Raw genomic sequence first — 18,937 nt, forward strand, 5'->3', positions numbered from 1 at the left:
ACGGGTGACCTAAAGCCCCTCCGCTTCAAGGGACTTCAGACCACTGATGACATGCTTCAGCACACCCACATCCGGTCGCTCGCCCGAGGAGTCCGGCGCAACCATGTGGATGTGCCCCGCGTCCAGCAGGTCGCCGAGCAGCACCCGGACCACGCCCACCGGAAGGTCCGCCTCCGATGCCAGCTCGGCGACCGTGCGCGGATGCCCCTCGCACCGCCGTAGCAAGGCCAGATGGTCCTCACCGAGGTCATCGCCGCCCGCCGGAAGGTCAGCCTCGGGCTCGGCGGCGACGACCGCGATCAGGTCGATGTCGGAAGCCGCGGCATCGGGCCGGGTGCGCCCGCGGGTGACGGTGTACGGGCGGACCATCGGCCCCGCCTCGTCGTCGTACCAGAGCGCGCCCGATTCACCCGGCAGCCGGTCCACCGCGGGTCACGTCCCGGCGGAGTCGTCGGTGGCCCGGGGAGCGACGCCGAGATGCTCGCCGACCCGGTGGACGAGCAGCGTCATCTCGTAGGCAATCTGCCCCACATCGGCCCCGGCGCCGGTGAGTACCGACAGGCAGCTTCCGTCGCCGGCGGCTGTGACGAAGAGGAATCCATCGTCGAACTCGACCATGGTCTGGCGTACCACCCCGGCTCCGAAGTGCAGCCCGGCGCCCTTGGCCAGACTGTGGAACCCGGACGAGACGGCCGCCAGATGCTCCGCGTCCGCTCCCTCCAGATCATGGCTGGCGCCCGTCACCAGCCCGTCGCTGGACAGGACCAGGGCGTGCTTGACGAACTCGACGCGATCGGTCAAGTCGTCCAGCAGCCAGCCGAGTCCGGCCCGGTCCCCCGAGGTGGTGGCACTGTTCACGGTGATCCCCCGTCTTCCTCTCTCGACTTCTGTGCGGCGGCCAGTCCCGAGCGCCCACGGGCGAGGCCTCGTGCGTAGGCCGCGTAAGTGGAACGAGCCGCCTCTGGTGATCGTTCCCTGTCCGTCCCTACTGTCCCGTCTTTCCCGTCCACCCCAACTGTCCTGTCTGTACCGTGCTCCCCGGATGCCTCGTGCGCCATCCGTGACTGGTCGTGCACGGTTCGCTCGTGGGTGGGCGGCTCGTCGTGCAATCGGCGTGTCGGGCCGCCCTTCGGCACCCGTCCTCTCGGTACCCGCAGCGGTAGCCCGGCCGCCGTCGTGGTCCGGGTGTCCGGCGCGCTCGCCCGCGGCGTGGTCGCCACCGACACTGCCACCGCCCTACGGACCCCATCCTTACGCGCGCCGTCCCTGGCGCGGCCCGTGCGTTCACCCTCCCCGCCGACGCGCTCGCCCTCCCCTTCGACAACTTCCCCCGCAGCGCGCTCTTTCACACGGCCGGCGCGCACACCGACCGTTTCCAGCCGTCCCGCCGAGTCGTCCGGCTCGTCCCGGTGCTCCTCGGCCGGAACCAGCAGTTCCGAGGGCAGCAGGACCTCGGCGGCAGTGCCCTTGTGTTCGGTGCGGTGCAGGGTGACCCGCACCCCGTGGCGCGCCGCCAACCGTCCTACGGTGAACAGGCCCAGGCGGTCGGTCTCCGGCAGGTCGGCGGTGTCGGCGGCCACCCGTAGTTCGTGGTTCGCCTCGGCGAGGCGGTCCTCGCTCATGCCCAGCCCCTGGTCCTCGATCCGGATGACGAACCCGCCCGGCACCTCCGCGCAGCCGACCTCGACGCTGGTGTCCGGCGGTGAGAACGCGGTGGCGTTCTCCATCAACTCGGCCAGAAGATGCAGGACATCGGCCACGGCGGCACCCGCCAACGCCATCCGGGGCAGTCGGTGCACCACGATCCGCCGGTAGTCCTCCACCTCGCCGACCGCCGCCTGTACCACCTCCACCAGGCGTACCGGCCGGCGCCACGCCCGCCCCGGTGCGTCGCCGGAGAGGATGAGCAGGCCTTCGGAGTGCCGCCGCATACGCGTCGTCATATGGTCGAGGCGGAACAGGTCGGCGAGTTCGGCCGGGTCCTCGGTGCGCCGCTCCATCGCATCCAGCAGCGTCAACTGCCGGTGCAGCAGGACCTGGCTGCGCCGGGCGAGGGTGGTGAAGACCGCGGACACACCGCGCCGCAGCCGAGCCTGTTCCACCGCGGCGCCTACGGCGGCGCGCTGCGCCACTCCGAACGCCCTTCCCACCTGGCCGATTTCATCGTCGCCGAGCTCGTCGTCGGCGAACTGGTCGACGGCCTCCGGATCAGTCACGTCATCGACGGGGACGCCTTCTCGCAGTCGTCGCATCACGTCGGGCAGCCGCTGTCCCGACAGCTCCTCCGCGGCGTCACGCAACGCGGTGAGCCGCCCGGCGATCTGGCGGCTGATCCGCAGCGAGATCAGCAGCGAGCCGATGACCGCGGCGAGCCCCGCGAGACTGACGACCGCGGCTTTGACCAACACCGTCATGCCCTGGGTGTGCGCCTCCTCGCCGACGTGCCGGGCGGCGTCGTCGTCGATGGCTTCGAGCTGTGCCAGCGCACCGTCCGCGGTCTGCCGCCACTGCTGTGCGCTGAACCCGGCGGCGGCGGTCAGCGGGGTCGCGGTGCGGGCCGACTCCTCCAGTGTGTACAGCGACCAGCCCATGCTGCCGTTCTCGAACGCCCGTAGCTTCGCGCTGTCGGCCGCGGGCAGTTCGGGTGCGTAGATCTGGTGCAGCAGCTTGCGTCCGTCGATGGTGCCGATGAGGTCGCGGTACTGCCCGTCGGTCATGCCGGTCGCGGCTCGCCCGCCGCTGACCATGGCGTCCTCGCGGGAGAGCAGTTCGCGGGCCCGGGCGAGTTGGACGACCACCGATCCCATCCGGGCCACCTCGCCCGTCTGCAGTTCGGTCAGCGATCCACACAACCGGAAGCCGGGGTCGAGCACCGCCGAGTAGCGGTCGAGGATCTGCGACCAGTTGGTGCGGCGGGCACTGACCTGTGCCCGTAACTGCGTGAGCCCGTCCAGGCCGGTGAGCAGTGCGTCGATCCGCGCCTTCTGGTCGTCGGTGAGGGTGGGACTGTGACGGCGCCACCGCGTGTGGTCCAGGAGCACCGCCACACGCCGGTCGGTCGCCCGCTGCGTCACGACCAGTTCACGCCGGTCACGGGTGCCGCCGGACGCGACGTACTCGACGGCGGTACGACGTTCCTGCTCGAGTCCCTCCACCAACTCGGTGGTCGGCGTGCCGTAGTAGCGGTACGCCGAGGAGACCCGGATGAGCGCCCAGGCGCCGCGTACGGTGGTGAAGGAGCTGTAAGTCCACAGCGCGGCCAGCGAGACCATGGGTACGAGGAGCAGTACCAGGAGCTGCGTGCGGATGGTGCGGGGGCGCAGGCGCATGGTCGGGAGGATCCTCGGTCGCTGGCGGCGCGCGGAACGAGCGGAGCCGCCGCCCCACGGGTTCTTCGCGGGTTCATCACAGACCCGGCACAGGTCGCGGTACAACGCGCGGTACCAGGCCGATGCGGGGACCCGCACAGTCTGGTACGGGTCGGACCGCGGGACCCGGTGACTGTGACATGTCACAAGGCGGCGGTCCCGTCCACGGAGCTCGTCACACCCGGCGGTACGCACGTACGTCGTCGGATCGTGGCAGCATGACCGCAGCCGACCGCAGGGAGCCGACCGCCATGCCGCACGCCATGAACAACGACCCGGCGAGCGTCCGGGAATTCTTCGGCGGCAAAGCCGACACCTGGGACAGCAAGTACCCGGACGACACCCCTGCCTACGAGGCGGGCGTCGGCGAACTGGAGCTGCGCCCCGGCCAGTCGGCACTGGACGCGGGCTGCGGCACCGGCAGGGCGCTCGCCGCACTGCGCACCGCCGTCGGCGCACCCGGCACCGTCATCGGCGTGGACCTCACACCCCAGATGCTGCGCGCGGCTGCGCGGGCCGGACGCGACCGTCTCGCCCTGCTGCTGGAGGCGGACGCGGCACGACTGCCGCTGCGCGGCAAATCACTCGACGCCGTCTTCGCGGCCGGGCTCGTCCACCACCTCCACGACCCCGGGGCGGGGCTACGGGAGTTCGCCCGGGTGTGCCGCCCCGGCGCCCGACTCGCCCTCTTCCATCCGATCGGCCGCGCCGCGCTGGCCGCCCGCAGGGGACACACCCTGACCGACGACGACGTACGCGCGGAACCGAACCTGCGCCCGCTGCTGGCCGCCGCGGGCTGGCGGCTGACCAGGTACGACGACGCGCCGGACCGGTACCTGGCGCTGGCCGTCAGGCTGGACGGCTGACGCCGCCCGGCTCCGGGCAGGCCAGCGCGCGGGCCACCGGGAAGCCGGTGGCGGCGTTGGCGAGCCGGATCCGCACTTCGCGCGGGGTGCGCGGACGGTACCCGGGGCCGCTTCCCATGCAGTCCGAGCTGTGGAAGCGCAGACCCGCGTAGAGCACGGCGGACAACGCCCGCCATGCCGCGGTGTCCGCACGGCGTGGCGCGGCGAACGCGGTGCCCACGTCGATCAGCTCGCCACCGCGGCGCGGACAGCCTCCGGCGCCCGCCTGCTGGCGCTCCGGCGCCTTCTTGACGGAGACCCGGCGGGGAAGGCAGACGAAGTGGCTGCGGCGCGGCATGCCGAGCAGGGTAGCCGCGGTGGTGAGCGGATATCGAATGGTTTCCACCGAGGTGTGCGCCGGGGCACCCCGCGAACTCTCGACGGCACTGTTACCTGCTGGTTAAGGTGCGCCGACGACTCTGGCGGACAGACCATGACCGGAGGTTTCGGTGTCCGGAGACGACGACGCGCTCTATGTGCTGACTGCCGTGATGCTGACGCCGGCGCGGTTCCCCGGCGTGCTCGGCGACGACTACCCGGCGGCCTGCGCGGCACTGGACCTGCGGCCGGTCGCCAGAGGGTACGGCCTGATCCTCGGCCAGGACGGCAAAGGCGCGCGGTGGACCGTCGCCACCCGCGACACCGCGCTGGTCGCGCTGGCCATCGCCACCTGGGACTGCGGCCTGCCGTACGACCTGTCGCCCAGTGAACGGGACATCGTCGCCTCCCTGCCCGGCTGGCCGCTGGCGCTGGCCGTCTCGGCACCCGGTCTGGCCGAGCCGCACGACCCCTCGGAGGAGGAAGGCGGCCGACCGCCACTCGTACCGCCGGACACCGAGCGGTGGGGTCCCGCGCAACGCCGCCTCGGCGCCGACGAGATCGCGCTGCAGTGGCGGACCTGGCGGGCGCAGGTGGACGACGCCAAGGACTTCGCCGCGCCCGGCGCGGGCCGCCACCCCGCGGTACGCCGGGTACTCGCGGAGGCCAAGGCGTACACGGACGATCCGCCGCCGCCCGGACGCATCCGGTCGTCCTTCGCGGAGGGCGGAGCGCGGGCGCTGCGCGCGGACGGACCGGGGTGGAGCATCGTCGCCAGGACCGACGACATCGCCTTCGTGCTGCTGGACGAGGAGCCGGGCGAGGTGCTGCCGGTGGGGCGCGGGCCCGAACTGCCGTCGCTGCTTGAGGCGTTGGACAAGCTGGCGGTGCGGCTCGACTGAGGGGTTGAGTGTTTCCGGGGACCAGCAGGTCGTTGCGGAATGCGCCGCTCGTGGCGCGGCGGTCGTGATCGCGGCCTTGCCACCAGCGCCGATGGATATCGGCAGTTCGTCAATGGCCGGCCAGGGCCACGGAACCCCGGCCGGCCACTACCTCAGGACGCCGTCGGCTGCTGGTGGCTGCCATAGGGGCGGGTGATGATCTCCATGCCATGGCCTGCCGGATCCATGAAGTACAGGCCTCGGCCGCCGTGGTGGCGGTTGATCTCGCCCGGCTGCTTCATGTGAGGGTCGGCGTAGTAGCTGATCCCGGCCTGCTGGATCCGGGCGAAGGCCGCATCGAACTCCTCGTCGGCGACGAGGAAGGCGTAGTGCTGCATGACGATCGACCCCACCCCGGGATGGCAGCGAAGTCCAGGGTGACCCCGTTGCCGGTGGCGACGGGAATGAACGGGCCCCACTCGGCCCCGACCTCAAGGCCAAGGATGTGCGCCAGGAACTCGGCGGACTCCCGGTTGTCCCGGGCGTGGACGATGGTGTGATTCAACTCGACTGACATGTGTGGAATGCCTCCGTAAGGCAATCTCACGGGCACCTCCATGCCTCACCCAGCCGGTGACCGACACGCGATGCCGTACCACGAGCCTAACGGGCCGCTCCAGCGGCACGGGGTGGCCGGCGGGGGCAGCCGAGGCCACTCAGACGGCCAGCAGGGAGCGACGAGGGGCAGCCCCAACTTCCGTGCGCATGTTTATGGCTGACGAAGAATCACTCCAGGGGACGTGGATCAGCCGTGCCCGCAAGCCGCATTGATGTCCGAATCGACCCAGACTCATGGCGAGTTGATGTGGAGTCAGCGATTCGCCTTACCGTCAGGTTGCGCGCCTGACACCAGGTCAACACCGGTTCTGCACACGTTCGTCACGTTGCGAGCTTGTCAGGTAAACGTCAAGTGAATCCTGGCGCCAGACACTTTTACGCCACCCATACGTCGCATCACACTGACCGCATGCGAATGCCTCTACGCGCGTTGCTCTCCCGCGGTTCCGCGATGATCCTCGCCGGAACGATCATTCTCGGCCCCACCACCGTGCTGGCCGGACCCGCGCAGGCGGCAACCGCCGCGCCCGCCGTGTCGGCCGCGGCGGTTCAGCCCTTCGACGTCGGGACCGTGTGCCAGTCCGCCCTGCCCAGCCAGGCCGACGACACCCTCAACCTGATCGCCCAGGGTGGGCCGTACCCGTTCTCCAAGGACGGGGAGGTCTTCGACAACCGCGAGGGCGTCCTGCCCTCGGAGTCCTACGGCTACTACCACGCCTACACCGTCATCACCCCCGGTGCGAGCACCCGTGGCGCCCGCCGCATCGTCACCGGTGACGACGGCAGCGACTACTACACCGCCGACCACTACGCCTCGTTCAGCCAGATCGACTCCAGCTGCTGATCGTCGCTCTCCCCCCACATCCGACGAGTCCGTCGGCCTGAAGCGCTGTCAGGCCGACGGACTCATTCATTTCGCGGGGCGGGGGCGCTCCCCGGCGGCGCCCCCGCCCCGCGACAGGCGCGGACCTCACTTGTCGGCGGTGAGCTTCCCGCCCGAGCCCCAGCTGTCGGCCGGGGTCTCCTGGATCCAGACGGACACGGTGTCGGCCGGGATCTGGTAGGCGTCGACGAACGCGTCGGTGATCCGGCGGACCAGGTCACGCTTGAGCTCGACGCTGCGGGGACCCTGCTGGACGATGACGTTGGGCATGGCGCACTCCTTCAACTCCCCGGCGGCTCCCGGCGGTTCCGGGCCGCTCACCGGCATGCCCCCAGTCCATCGCGGCGCCGGACGCGCACCAAGACGCATCCGGAACTCGCTGCGATCAGCGCATGTGATGGCGCACTCCGGCGCCCCGCGCAACGCGGGAGGTCACGCCCCGGCGGGGAAAGGCCGCCCTTCGTGCCGGGTACGCGCCTGGGCGCACGCGTCAAGCAGCGCCTCCGCATGGCGCGTTGGCCGGACCCGGTGCAGTGCGAGCCCCATCGTGATGGTGAGCCCCGGCGCGCGGAACGGTACGAAGGCCACCCTCGGCGCCCGCAACTGGGCCGCGTGCGCGGCGTACACAACGGTCCACATCGGCGTACCGGAACCGATCGCGGCCAGGGTGTCCTGCAGTGCGGTGCTGGGCGGCCCCGGCACCGGTTCGAAACCGGCGTCGCGGCAGGCGGACCGGACGAGGTCCACCAGCGGCGGGTTGTTCCAGCGCGGGGTGAGCCGCAACGGCAGCGCGGCCAGCTCGTCCATCGGCAGTTCCGCGCGGGCGGCGAGAGGGTGGGCCGCCGGAAGCACCGCGACGAGCGGCTCCTGCCAGACCGGGACGATCCGCAGCCGCTCGTCCTCCTCCTGCTCCCCGCGGACGAACGCGGCGTCCAGTCCGCCCTCCGCGACCTGCTCCAGGCGGTCCCTGGTGGGCGTGTAGCGCAGCTCGACACCGGCCTGCGGGACCAGTTGGGAGAAGGCGGTGAGCACGTCGTCCAGCCGCTCCCCCATGCCCGTGCTGGTGCCGATCCGCACACTGTGCTCCTGTACCGCCGCGTGCTCCGCCACGGCGGCGCGGGCCCGTGCCACCGCCGCCAGCACCGCCCGTGCCTCCGGCAGCAGCCGGGTGCCCGCCGGGGTGAGCCGTACGTGCCGGGGCGAGCGGTCGAAGAGTTCGACGCCGACTTCTCGCTCCAGGCGGCGGATCAGCTGGCTGACCGCGGGCTGGCCGATGTGCAGCCGTTCCGCCGCCCGGCCGAAGTGCATCTCCTCGGCGACGGCGGTGAAGTACTGGAGCTGGCGGATTTCCACGGTCGGTTCCTTCGTTGGCGGCGGGTGACGCTCGCATGTCAGCGTGGGCATGGTGGCCGCCACCGACCGTATGCGCGTGGATGGGCCGCCCGCTCGGGGCCGTTCTGCTTGGATGGCGTTATGGCTGTTGAGGGACGCTCGGCGGACGAGCTGTTGGACATCGTGGACGAGAACGACCGCGTGACGGGCCAGGCGCCACGCGGTGAGGCGTACCGGAAGCGGCTGCGGCACCGTTGTGTCTTCGTCATGGCCCGCGATCCCGAGGGGCGGATCTTCGTCCATCGCCGCACGCCGAACAAGCTTGTCTTTCCGTCCTGTTACGACATGTTCGTCGGCGGAGTGGTCGGCGCGGGCGAGAGCTACGACGAGGCGGCGCTGCGTGAGGCCGAGGAGGAACTCGGCGTCCACGGGCTGCCGCAGCCGTCGCCGGTGCTGCAGTTCCTCTACGAGACCCCCGAGCACACCTGGTGGTCGAGGGTCTACGAGGTGGAGTGTGCCCTACCGGTGCACCCACAGGCCGAGGAGGTCGCCTGGCACACCTTCCTCACCGAGGACGAGCTGAAGCGCAGGCTTCCGGAGTGGGAGTGGGTACCGGACGGCCTGGAGGCCTACCTTCAGCTCCAGGCCGTCCGCAGCGGAGAGGGCGCGGTGGGCGGCAGCGCCGACTGACCGCGCTACCGAGCGGGTTCCTCGGCGGCGCGCATCCCGTGCTCCCACTTCTCCTCGACGCGGGCGAACTTCCACACCGCGAGCGCCACGGCCCAGGTGACGACGAACAACCCGACGATCCAGAAGCCCACGGTGTTGAGGTCGATCGAGCCCACCGAGTCCCAGAAGGGGCCGGTCAGTGAGAGCTTGTCACCGATCAGCCCCAGCAGTTCGATACCGCCGATGATCAGCGCCACCGCGATCGACAGTCCGGTGATGGTGAGGTTGTAGTAGACCTTGCGCACCGGTTTGGAGAACGCCCAGCCGTACGCGAAGTTCATGAACGAGCCGTCGATCGTGTCCAGCAGCGACATCCCGGCGGCGAACAGCACCGGCAGGCAGATGATCGCGTACCAGGGCAGCCCGGAGGCGACCGAGCCCGCGGCCATCACGAGCAGGCTGACTTCGGTGACGGTGTCGAAGCCGAGGCCGAACAGGAAGCCGATCGGGTACATGTGCCAGGGCTTGCGGACCGCCTGGGTGGTCCGGCCGAGGATGCGGTTCATGAAGCCGCGCTTGTTGAGTTGCTCCTCCAGCGCTGCCTCGTCGTACTCGCCGCGCCGCATGCTGCGGAACACCTTGACCAGGCCGACGAGTACCACCAGGTTGATCGCGGCGATCAGCACCAGGAAGAAGCCCGAGACCAGCGTGCCGATCAGGCCGCCGACGTTGTGCAGTTGGGAGTTGTCGTCGGCCAGGCCGGTACCGACCGCCCTGATACCCAGCGCGAGCAGGAAGGTCAGTCCGAGGACCACGGAGGAGTGGCCGAGCGAGAACCAGAATCCCACCGACAGCGGCCGCTGCCCGTCGGCCATCAGCTTGCGGGTGGTGTTGTCGATGGCCGCGATGTGGTCGGCGTCGAAGGCGTGCCGCATGCCCAGGGTGTACGCGGTCAGCCCGGTGCCCAGGCCGAAGGCGCCGGTGCCGAGCTTGTAGTGCTCGGGGACCACGAGGGCGAGGATGCCGAAGCCGACGATGTGCAGCAGCAGGATGAACCCCGCCATGCCGCCGAGCCGCGCCCACTCGGCGCGCGTCAGGGACTGACGTATTCGGCTCAGGGCCGGGGCAGGCTGAAGGCCGGTTGTCGCCATGGTCGGGTCCCCCTGGACGTCGGTGCGGACGGTGTGCGAGCGCGGTTCCTGCGCAGCTCAGCTGCCATCAGGACGCCGTGGACATTGAATCGCTGCTGCACATTACCCGCAATAACAAGTCACAGGCGGCACGGGGGCGCGCCGGAGCACTGTCAGGGCGCGAGGATCTCCAGTTCACGCAGTGCGCCGACGCAGATCTCCCGCATCAACCGCTCCGCGCCCTCGGCGTCCCGGGCCCTTACCGCCTCGGCGACCCGGACGTGCAGCGTGACCGCCGCCGGATCAGGGGCGTTGAACATCACATGGTGCTCGGTACGGCCGGCGAGCACCTCGGCCACCACATCACCGAGGCGGGCGAACATCTCGTTGCCCGAAGCTTCCAGCACCACCCGGTGGAACGCCACGTCATGGACCAGATACTCCTGCAGGTCCCCGGCCCGGCCGGCGGCCGCCATCTCGGCGGCCAGGGCGGTGAGGCTTCCGCACTGGCCGGGGGTGGCGGCCGCTGCGGCCAGCCCGGCGGCGACCGGCTCGACGGCGGTACGGAGCATGGTCAGCGAGCGCAGTTGGCGGGGGCGGTCGGGGCCCGCCAGCCGCCAGCGGATGACGGCCGGGTCGAAGACGTTCCACTCCTCGGTGCGGCGCACGGTGATGCCGACCCGGCGCCGGGTCTCGACCAGGTGCATCGCCTCCAGGACCCGGACGGCCTCACGGATGACGGTCCGTGAGACGCCGTAGTGCTGCTCCAACTCGTCGATGCGCAGCACGGTGCCGGGCGGGTGCTCACCCGAGGCGATGGCCGGGCCGAGTTCGGCCAGTACACGGGCGTGCAGACCGCCCTCGCCCTGGCGGGCTTCCTGCTGAGGCATGAGGGACAGCCTATGCCGTCATCACTCTCGTATGACTTTTATGTCACAGGCTCTTGAATAAGTAGTACCTATGGCGTTTATTGAACGGCGTCATTCAGAGGAAGAGGTCTCACGCGGATGTCACACATGGTCGTCGTCATGGGCGTGTCCGGTTCGGGCAAGTCCACAGTGGGCGGACTGCTCGCCGAACGGCTCGGTGTCCCCTACGCCGAGGCGGATGACTTCCACCCGCCCGCCAACATCGCCAAGATGTCGGCCGGGCAACCGTTGGACGATGCCGACCGGGAGCCCTGGCTGGACGCCATCGCCGCCTGGATCGAGGAGCGGGCCGGACAGGGTGGCGTCGTCAGTTGCTCGGCGCTCAGGCGGCGCTACCGCGACCGGCTCCGGGACGCCGCTCCCGACCTCTTCTTCCTCCATCTCGATGGCCCGCCCGAGTTGATCGCCTCGCGTCTCGCGGCGCGCATGGAGCACTTCATGCCCGCCGGGCTGCTGCGCTCACAGCTCGATGCACTCGAACCGCTGGAGCCGGACGAGGCCGGTGCCGTGATCCCGATCGAAGGCGGCCCGGCCCAGATCACCGACCGGGCGTTCGCAGCCCTGCCCGATTAGCACCGCCCCTCCCCCGTCCCCCCGTTCTACGGAGTTCTCATGCCCGCACTCAGCGTCGAGCTGCTGGCCGCGACCCCGGCCCCACCGCCGATCACCAGCGCCGGTGACACCCAGCTCGGTATCGCCGCGCTGGTCGGCATCGCGGCCATCGTGCTGCTGATCACCCGCTGGAAGATGCATGCCTTCCTCGCCCTGACCATTGGTTCAGGCGTGCTCGGCGCGGTCGCGGGAGCGCCGCTGGCGAAGGTGATCACCAGCTTCACCACCGGTCTCGGTGCGACGGTCGCGAGCACCGGTGTACTGATCGCGCTGGGCGCGATACTGGGCAAGCTGCTGGCCGACTCCGGCGGCGCCGACCAGATCGTCGACACGATCCTGGCCAGGACCAGCGAGCGGCGCCTGCCATGGGCGATGACCCTGATCGCGGCGCTCATCGGACTGCCGTTGTTCTTCGAGGTCGGGATCGTGCTGCTGATCCCCGTGGTGCTGCTGGTCGCCCGACGGGGCAACCAGTCGCTGATGCGGGTGGGCATTCCGGCGCTGGCCGGTCTGTCGGTCATGCACGGTCTGGTGCCACCGCACCCCGGGCCGCTGGCCGCCGTCGCCGCGATCCACGCGAACCTCGGCACGACGCTGGCGCTCGGCGTTCTGGTGGCCGTGCCGACGGTGATCATCGCCGGTCCGCTCTTCGGGCGGGTCGCGGACCGCTGGGTGAAGGCCGTTCCGCCGGAGAACCTCACGCCCGCCCGGGCCTCCGACGACCTGGAGCGGCGGCCGGGCTTCGTGCCGACCGTGTGCACCATGCTGCTGCCGGTGGTGCTGATGCTCGCCAAGGCGCTCGTCGACGTCCTGGTGAAGAACCAGAGCAGCCTGGTCTACCGGGTCTTCGACGTGATCGGCACGCCCTTGGTCGCGCTGCTGGCCGCGGTGATGCTGGGGATGTTCACGCTGGCGCGCCCGGCCGGGTTCAGCAAGGAGCGGATCTCGGCGACGGTGGAGCGGTCGCTCGGCCCGATCGCGGGCATCATCCTGATCGTCGGCGCGGGCGGCGGTTTCAAGCAGGTGCTGGTCGATTCCGGCATCGGCCAGATGATCCTCAACTGGTCGCACGGGTGGCATATTTCACCGCTGCTGCTGGCCTGGCTGATCGCGGTCCTGATCCGGGTCGCCACGGGCTCGGCGACGGTCGCCACCATTTCGGCGGCCGGACTGGTCGCACCGCTGGCCGCGGGCATGTCCGGCACCCACACGGCGCTGCTGGTCCTTGCCGTGGGCGCCGGTTCGCTGTTCTTCTCACACGTCAACGACGCCGGGTTCTGGCTGGTCAAGGAGTACTTCGGGATGGACGTCCCGCAGACCCTGAAGTCCTGGTCCACGATGGAGACGGTTATCTCCGTGGTCGCCCTCGGCTTCGTGCTGGCGCTGTCCGTGGTGTTGTAGCGCGGCAGCGCCCCGCACGGGACCGGTACGACGGGCCGCCCCCTGAGCGCAGGGGGTGGCCCCTCGCGTTGGCCGCGGCTACCAGCGGGGGACGGTCGGGGTGGCCCAGTTCGGGTCGGCCACGCGCATCGCGGCGGTGTCGTCGCGGTCGCGCATGGCGCCGTCGTCGTCCAGCCACCGCTGGTGGAGCGACTGGAGGGCGGTGCGGTCGAGTTCCACGCCGAGGCCGGGCGCGTCGGAGACGGTGAGATGACCGTCCTGGAAAGCGTGCCGCGACGTGATGACGTCCTCCGTCTGCCATGGATAGTGCGAGTCGCACGCGTAGGCGAGATCGGGGACGGTGGCCGCCACCTGGGTCATCGCGGCGAGGCTGATGCCCAGATGCGTGTTGGAGTGCATGGACAGGCTGACCCCGAACGTACGGCAGACGGCGGCCAGTTCGCGGGTTCTGCGCAGTCCGCCCCAGTAGTGGTGGTCGCAGAGCACCACCTGGACCGCGCCGGTGCGGAACGCCTCGGGGATCTCCGCGAAGGTCGTCACGCACATGTTGGTGGCCAACGGCATCCCGCCGTCCGCCGCCACCCGTGCCATACGAGCGGTACCGCTCGCCGGATCCTCCAGGTACTCCAGCACTCCCGTGAGTTGGGCGGCGACGGACCGCGAGGTCTCCACCGACCAGGCGCCGTTGGGATCGAGGCGCAGCGGCCGTCCGGGAAACGCCTCGGCCAGTGCGCGGACGGCGGCGATCTCCTCGTCGGGCGGGAACACTCCGCCCTTGAGCTTGAAGGAGGTGAAGCCGAAGTCCCGTGCGAAGCGCCGGGCCTGGGCCACGATCCCCTCCGGGTCGAGCGCCGCGCCCCAGTCGTCCTTGGGCGTCTCGCCCGCCGGATGTTCGGCCCACCGGTAGAACAGGTACGCGCTGTACTCGACGCGGTCCCGCACCTTCCCGCCGAGCAGTGTGTGGACGGGCACGCCCAGCGCCTTGCCGAGCGCGTCGAGGCAGGCGGCCTCGAAGCCGGACACGACGGACAGCCGCAACTTGTCGGCGGTCTGCACACCACGCAGTCCGCCGACGTCGACGGAGTCGGACACCCCGTCCGGCTCGCCGCACACCGTCTCGGCCAGCGCGAACAGCCCGTTCAGATCCATGACCGAGGTTCCGGGCAGTGCGGCGGCCAGCGGACGGGCCAGATCGAGGTACCGGGTGTCGCCGTACGTCTCGCCGACTCCGCTGCCGCCGTCCGCCGTGACCACCTCGACGATCAGGCGTGGGGTGTACGGCTGGTGGACGCCCTGGGTGTTCAGCAGTGGCGGATCGGAGATCAGGACCGGGGTCAGCCGTACCTCGGCGATGGTCAGCGCCGAGGCACCAGCAGCAGCCGCTGTTTTCGTATGTGAATGCCGTTCACCCATAGAACCAGAGGCTAGGCGCATGCCGCAGCAAGCGTCAACGCCCCCGCAGATACGGTCCCTCACATGCGGATACGGCCCCTTACATATGGGTTCCGCCGTCCACCCTGATCTCGGTGCCCGTGATGAACGCGCCGTCATCGGACGCCAGCATCGCGATGACCGAGGCCACCGTCTCCGGCGGCGCGAAGCCCTCACCGATGGCGGGGAGCAGCTTCGACAGCAGGCTCCAGTCGGTGTCCTCGGGCAGCCCGGGGTCGGTGGTCATCCCGGACTGGATGCTGCCGGGCGCGACACACACCGCACGCAGGCCCTGCTTGCTGTACTCCAGCGCGAGGGCATGGGTGAAGGACTGTATGCCGCCCTTGCTGGCCGCATAGGCGGCCATGTACGGGTGCGCGAACGAGGCCGAGGTGGAGCTGAAGTTGATCACCACACCCCGACCGGTCTCCAGCAGGGCGGGCAGTGCGGCGCGGGCCACCAGGAAGGTGCCGGTGAGGTTGACCCCGATGATCCGGTTCCAGAACTCCAGCGACATCTGGTGGGTGTGCGAACTGCACAGGATTCCGGCCGCGTTGACCAGCACGTCGAGGCCGCCGAGGCTGGACACAACGTCGCCGACCACCCGCTCGACGGCCGCCTCGTCGGCGATGTCCAAGGCGGTGGTGGTCAGCCGCGCCGCCAGGCCCCCGGCGTCAGCAAGGGAGGCCGTCCGCTCCAGGCCGTCCTCGCTGATGTCGGCGGCCACCAGCGCCGCGCCCTCGGCCAGCAGCCGCAGCGCGGCCGCCTGCCCGATGCCCGACCCGGCACCGGTGACCAGCACTTTCCGCCCCTCGAAACGATTCACCGCGTTCCCTCCCCGTGGCCGGTATCCGGCGCACCCTGATTGGCTCGATCTTGATCGCGGCACGAAGGTAGCGGATACCACCGAGACTTAGAACACGTTCCCGTAATCGCTCCTGCGGCGATCCCCTCTGGACGCCATACCGACTGGTCGGCATGATGGCCGGATGACCACGACTGACAATCCCCCCGGCCTGGATCTGGAGCGGTTGCGCGCACACGTGGACCGCGAGCGGCCCGGACTCACCGCCGGGCCGCTGACCGGACGGCTGATAGAAGGCGGCCGCTCGAACCTCACGTACGCCGTGACCGACGGCGCCTCCCGTTGGGTGGTGCGCAGGCCGCCGCTCGGGCACGTGCTGGCCACCGCGCATGACATGGGTCGCGAGTTCACCGTGCTGGCCGGGCTGCACCCCACGCCGGTACCGGTACCGGAACCGCTGCTGCTCGGCCAGGACGACACGGTGATCGGTGCGCCGTTCTACCTGATGGAGCACGTGGACGGCACGCCGTACCGCACCGTGGAACAGCTTGCCGCGCTGGGCCCGGAGCGCACCCGCGGTGTGGTGCTCAGCCTGGTCGACACACTGGTGGACCTGCACGCGGTGGATCCGGCCGCGGCCGGGCTCGCCGACTTCGGGCGCCCGGAGGGTTTCCTGGAACGGCAGTTGCGCCGCTGGAACAAGCAACTCGCCGCCTCCCGCAACCGTGAACTGCCCGGTATCGACGAGCTGAGCACCCGGCTCGGCGCACGACTGCCCGCCTCCGGCGCGCCCACCGTAGTGCACGGCGACTACCGGCTCGACAACGTGCTGGTCGGTCCGGACGACCGCATCCGCGCGGTACTCGACTGGGAGATGTCCACACTGGGCGACCCGCTCACCGACCTCGGCCTGCTGGTGATGTACAGCGAGCGGCTGCCGGTGGAGAACTCACCGGTCCCCACCAGCAGCGGGGCGCCCGGCCATCCCGACCCCGCGGAGCTGATCTCCCGCTACGCGCAGCGCTCCGGGCGGGACACCTCCGCGGTCGCCTGGTACACGGCGTTCGCCTACTTCAAGCTCGCGGTGATCTTGGAGGGCATCCACTACCGCTTCACCCTGGGCCAGACCGTGGGCGCGGGATTCGACCGTATCGGCACGCTGGTCCCGGTCTTCATCGACCGCGGACTGACCATCCTCAAGGAGGGCTGACGCCCGAGTGCGCGAAGTGGCCGACCGAGCGCAGCGAGGTTGTCCGCGGAGTAAGCGAGCAGGAAGACCGACCAGAAGAGAAGAGGACTGAACGGCATGGACTTCGGATACGACGCACGCACCGAGGAGCTGCGCGAGCGGCTGCTCGCCTTCATGGACGAGTTCGTCCACCCGGCCGAACCGGTCTTCGCCCAGCAGCGCGCGGAAGCCGACGATCCCTGGTCTCCGCCGCCGGTCGTGGCGGAGTTGAAGGCCGAGGCCCGCAAGCGCGGGCTGTGGAACCTGTTCCTGCCGGGCGAGAACGGCGCCGGTCTGACCAATCTCCAGTACGCGCCGCTCGCCGAGATCACCGGCCGCAGTCCGAACTTGGCGCCCCCGGCCCTCAACTGCGCCGCTCCCGACACCGGGAACATGGAGGTGCTCAACGAGTTCGGCACCGAGGAGCAGCGCAAGGCTTGGCTGGAGCCGCTGCTCGCGGGCGAGATCCGTTCGGCCTTCGCGATGACCGAGCCGGATGTCGCCTCTTCTGATGCGACGAACATCGAAACCCGTATCGAGCGTGTTGGCGACGAGTACGTCATCAACGGCCGCAAGTGGTACATCTCCGGGGCGATGAACCCCAACTGCCGGATCTTCATCGTCATGGGCAAGACGGACCCGTCAGCGGACCGTCACCACCAGCAGAGCATGGTCCTGGTGCCACGGGACACCCCCGGCCTCGAAGTGCGGCGCGGCATGCGGGTGTTCGGCTACGACGACGGAGACCACGGCGGCCATGCCGAGGTGCTCTTCCACGATGTGCGGGTCCCCGCGGCGAACCTCATCGGTGAGGAGGGCGGCGGCTTCGCCATCGCCCAGGCCCGGCTCGGTCCCGGCCGGATCCACCACTGCATGCGGCTGATCGGCATGGCCGAGCGTGCGGTCGAGTTGATGTGCCGTCGCGCCGCTTCCCGGACCGCCTTCGGCAAGCCGATCGCCGCGCAGGGCGTGGTCCAGGAGTGGATCGCCGAAGCGCGGGTGGAGATCGAGCAGTTGCGGCTGCTGGTGCTGAAGACCGCGTGGCTGATGGACACCGTCGGCAACCGCGGTGCGCACACCGAGATCCAGGCCATCAAGATCGCCACACCGGCGGCGGTGCAGGGGATCATCGACCGGGCGATCCAGGTGCACGGTGCGGGTGGGGTCAGCCAGGACTTCCCGCTCGCGGAGCTTTGGGCGGCGGCGCGGACGCTGCGGCTTGCTGATGGGCCGGATGAGGTGCACAAGAGGTCACTGGCGCGGCGGGAGTTGCGGCGGTACGTGTAGTTCCGTCCCGCCCGCCCATTTGTCGTCAATCGCCGGACGGGCTCAAAGGCAAATCGCCGGACGGGCTCAAAAGCAAATCCCGGGCGGGCTCAAAAGCAGATCGCCGGGCGGGCTCAAAAGAAAAGGCCCGTCCGGCGATTCAGGCTTCCGTCAGTCGGGGACGACCACCAGGCGGCCGGTGGTTGTGCCGTCGGCGACCCGTTGTACGGCGTCCGCCGCGGCGGCCAGCGGAAGCCGCTCGCTCACCAGGGGCTTCACCGTGCCCTCCGCCGCGAGGCGGGTCAGTTCGTCGTGGCAGTGGCGGATCGCCGCCGGGTCGTGGGCGTTGTACAGGCCCCAGTGCAGGCCCAGGATCGAGTAGTTCTTGACCAGGGCGTGGTTGAGGCCGGGGGTGGGAATGGTGCCGCTGGTGAAGCCGACCACCACGATCCGGCCCTCGAAGGCGACGCACTTGGTGGACCGGGTGTAGGCCTCGCCGCCCACCGGGTCATAGACCACATCGGCGCCGCGTCCGCCGGTCGCCTCCTTGACGACGGCGACGAAGTCCTCCGTACGCCGGTCCACCACGATGTCACAGCCCAACTTGGCCGCCGCGGCGGCCTTTTCCGCGCCGCCCACCACTGCGATCACCGTGGCACCCGCGGCCTTGCCCAGCTGTACGGCGGCACTCCCGACGCCGCCCGCCGCCGCGTGCACCAGCAGCGTCTCACCGCCGCGCAGCGCGGCCCTGCGGTGCAGCCCGAACCATCCGGTCTGGTAGCCGATGTGCAGCGCGGCGGCCTCGGCGTCGTCCAGGGCGTCGGGCGCGGGCAGCACGGTGGACGCCTTGACGACCGCCAGCTCGGCGAACGCACCGCCCGGCAGCGCGGCCGGGGCGATCACCCGGGCGCCCGGCTCAAGTCCGGTGACGCCTGCGCCCAACGCCCTTATCTCCCCGCACAGTTCGACGCCGGGGGTGAACGGTGGCTCGGGGCGGATCTGGTACTGGCCGCGGCACAGCAGCGCGTCGGGGAAGTTCACGTTGGCGGCGCGCACCCGCACCAGCACTTCGCCAGGTCCCGGTACCGGATCGGGGACCTCTTCGAGGCGCATCGCCTCCCGCGGCTCACCGGTCTCGTGTACGCGCCATGCCTTCACAGG

Annotated in this window: 19 protein-coding genes and 1 pseudogene; 8 read left to right on the plus strand and 12 right to left on the minus strand. The window is 70.3% G+C overall.

What is annotated here, in order from left to right; all coding sequences use genetic code 11:
• Positions 1-9 precede the first annotated feature (9 nt).
• The 3 genes from P2L57_RS11970 to P2L57_RS11980 all read right to left on the minus strand — a co-directional run bounded on the left by P2L57_RS11970 (position 10) and on the right by P2L57_RS11980 (position 3,329).
• Positions 10-369: a DUF742 domain-containing protein gene (locus P2L57_RS11970; RefSeq protein ID WP_344183038.1), complete on the minus strand. Its 360-nt coding sequence runs from the start codon at positions 367-369 to the stop codon at positions 10-12.
• A 63-nt stretch (positions 370-432) separates the two neighbouring features.
• Positions 433-858 carry a roadblock/LC7 domain-containing protein gene (locus P2L57_RS11975; protein WP_275812525.1) on the minus strand — a complete coding sequence of 142 codons (426 nt, stop codon included), beginning with the start codon at positions 856-858 and terminating at the stop codon, positions 433-435.
• Positions 855-3,329 (minus strand): sensor histidine kinase, encoded by a 2,475-nt coding sequence (locus tag P2L57_RS11980; protein ID WP_275812528.1) that lies wholly within the window; start codon positions 3,327-3,329, stop codon positions 855-857. Before P2L57_RS11980 ends, P2L57_RS11975 begins: the two co-directional genes overlap by 4 nt.
• A gap of 257 nt (positions 3,330-3,586) precedes the next feature.
• Here P2L57_RS11980 and P2L57_RS11985 point away from each other — a divergent pair, with 257 nt between their 5' ends.
• Positions 3,587-4,234 carry a class I SAM-dependent methyltransferase gene (locus P2L57_RS11985; RefSeq protein WP_372515684.1) on the plus strand — a complete coding sequence of 216 codons (648 nt, stop codon included), beginning with the start codon at positions 3,587-3,589 and terminating at the stop codon, positions 4,232-4,234.
• Here P2L57_RS11985 and P2L57_RS11990 read toward each other — a convergent pair.
• Entirely contained in the window at positions 4,218-4,571 is a 354-nt protein-coding gene (locus P2L57_RS11990) for a deoxyxylulose-5-phosphate synthase (protein WP_275812531.1), read from the minus strand. The two genes, P2L57_RS11985 and P2L57_RS11990, sit on opposite strands and share 17 nt — an antisense overlap.
• Before the next feature lie 193 nt (positions 4,572-4,764).
• Here P2L57_RS11990 and P2L57_RS11995 point away from each other — a divergent pair, with 193 nt between their 5' ends.
• Positions 4,765-5,493, plus strand: a complete 729-nt coding sequence (locus P2L57_RS11995) for a hypothetical protein (RefSeq protein WP_275812938.1) — start codon at positions 4,765-4,767, stop codon at positions 5,491-5,493.
• Positions 5,494-5,645: 152 nt separating this feature from the next.
• Here P2L57_RS11995 and P2L57_RS12000 read toward each other — a convergent pair.
• Positions 5,646-6,049 (minus strand): annotated as a pseudogene (locus P2L57_RS12000) (VOC family protein).
• A 450-nt stretch (positions 6,050-6,499) separates the two neighbouring features.
• On the opposite strand from P2L57_RS12000, the gene P2L57_RS12005 reads away from it, so the two are divergent.
• Positions 6,500-6,934, plus strand: coding sequence for a ribonuclease (locus P2L57_RS12005; protein ID WP_275812534.1), 435 nt, complete (start codon positions 6,500-6,502; stop codon positions 6,932-6,934).
• 126 nt (positions 6,935-7,060) lie between these two features.
• Here the strand turns inward: P2L57_RS12005 and dmpI are convergent, their stop codons facing one another.
• Positions 7,061-7,243: a 4-oxalocrotonate tautomerase DmpI gene (dmpI, locus tag P2L57_RS12010; RefSeq protein ID WP_275812537.1), complete on the minus strand. Its 183-nt coding sequence runs from the start codon at positions 7,241-7,243 to the stop codon at positions 7,061-7,063.
• 162 nt (positions 7,244-7,405) lie between these two features.
• The gene (locus tag P2L57_RS12015) at positions 7,406-8,326 is read right to left on the minus strand and encodes a LysR family transcriptional regulator (RefSeq protein ID WP_275812540.1); all 921 of its coding nucleotides are present in this window, start codon (positions 8,324-8,326) and stop codon (positions 7,406-7,408) included.
• 120 nt (positions 8,327-8,446) lie between these two features.
• Between P2L57_RS12015 and P2L57_RS12020 the strand changes: the two genes are divergently transcribed.
• Positions 8,447-8,995 (plus strand): NUDIX domain-containing protein, encoded by a 549-nt coding sequence (locus P2L57_RS12020; RefSeq protein WP_275812543.1) that lies wholly within the window; start codon positions 8,447-8,449, stop codon positions 8,993-8,995.
• Between the two features lie 5 nt (positions 8,996-9,000).
• Here the strand turns inward: P2L57_RS12020 and nicT are convergent, their stop codons facing one another.
• Both nicT and P2L57_RS12030 read right to left on the minus strand, forming a co-directional pair.
• Complete coding sequence (gene nicT, locus P2L57_RS12025; RefSeq protein WP_275812546.1) at positions 9,001-10,125, minus strand: Nickel transporter NicT; 1,125 nt, start codon at positions 10,123-10,125, stop codon at positions 9,001-9,003.
• 152 nt (positions 10,126-10,277) lie between these two features.
• Positions 10,278-10,994: a FadR/GntR family transcriptional regulator gene (locus P2L57_RS12030; RefSeq protein WP_275812549.1), complete on the minus strand. Its 717-nt coding sequence runs from the start codon at positions 10,992-10,994 to the stop codon at positions 10,278-10,280.
• Between the two features lie 117 nt (positions 10,995-11,111).
• Here P2L57_RS12030 and P2L57_RS12035 point away from each other — a divergent pair, with 117 nt between their 5' ends.
• Both P2L57_RS12035 and P2L57_RS12040 read left to right on the plus strand, forming a co-directional pair.
• Positions 11,112-11,606 carry a gluconokinase gene (locus P2L57_RS12035; RefSeq protein ID WP_275812551.1) on the plus strand — a complete coding sequence of 165 codons (495 nt, stop codon included), beginning with the start codon at positions 11,112-11,114 and terminating at the stop codon, positions 11,604-11,606.
• Between the two features lie 39 nt (positions 11,607-11,645).
• Positions 11,646-13,046 (plus strand): GntT/GntP/DsdX family permease, encoded by a 1,401-nt coding sequence (locus P2L57_RS12040; protein WP_275812554.1) that lies wholly within the window; start codon positions 11,646-11,648, stop codon positions 13,044-13,046.
• Positions 13,047-13,124: 78 nt separating this feature from the next.
• Here the strand turns inward: P2L57_RS12040 and P2L57_RS12045 are convergent, their stop codons facing one another.
• Both P2L57_RS12045 and P2L57_RS12050 read right to left on the minus strand, forming a co-directional pair.
• A complete protein-coding gene (locus P2L57_RS12045) occupies positions 13,125-14,459 on the minus strand; it encodes a glucarate dehydratase family protein (protein WP_275812557.1) in 1,335 nt (444 codons plus the stop codon).
• A gap of 79 nt (positions 14,460-14,538) precedes the next feature.
• Positions 14,539-15,303, minus strand: coding sequence for an SDR family NAD(P)-dependent oxidoreductase (locus P2L57_RS12050; RefSeq protein ID WP_275812560.1), 765 nt, complete (start codon positions 15,301-15,303; stop codon positions 14,539-14,541).
• 163 nt (positions 15,304-15,466) lie between these two features.
• Between P2L57_RS12050 and P2L57_RS12055 the strand changes: the two genes are divergently transcribed.
• Complete coding sequence (locus P2L57_RS12055; protein ID WP_275812562.1) at positions 15,467-16,492, plus strand: phosphotransferase family protein; 1,026 nt, start codon at positions 15,467-15,469, stop codon at positions 16,490-16,492.
• 96 nt (positions 16,493-16,588) lie between these two features.
• Complete coding sequence (locus P2L57_RS12060; RefSeq protein WP_275812564.1) at positions 16,589-17,797, plus strand: acyl-CoA dehydrogenase family protein; 1,209 nt, start codon at positions 16,589-16,591, stop codon at positions 17,795-17,797.
• Positions 17,798-17,947: 150 nt separating this feature from the next.
• Here the strand turns inward: P2L57_RS12060 and P2L57_RS12065 are convergent, their stop codons facing one another.
• On the minus strand, positions 17,948-18,934 hold the full coding sequence (locus P2L57_RS12065; protein ID WP_275812567.1) for an NADPH:quinone oxidoreductase family protein: 987 nt from the start codon (positions 18,932-18,934) through the stop codon (positions 17,948-17,950).
• Positions 18,935-18,937: the final 3 nt, after the last annotated feature.

It is taken from the genome of Streptantibioticus ferralitis, from assembly GCF_029223525.1.
Taxonomy (GTDB): domain Bacteria; phylum Actinomycetota; class Actinomycetes; order Streptomycetales; family Streptomycetaceae; genus Streptantibioticus_A; species Streptantibioticus_A ferralitis.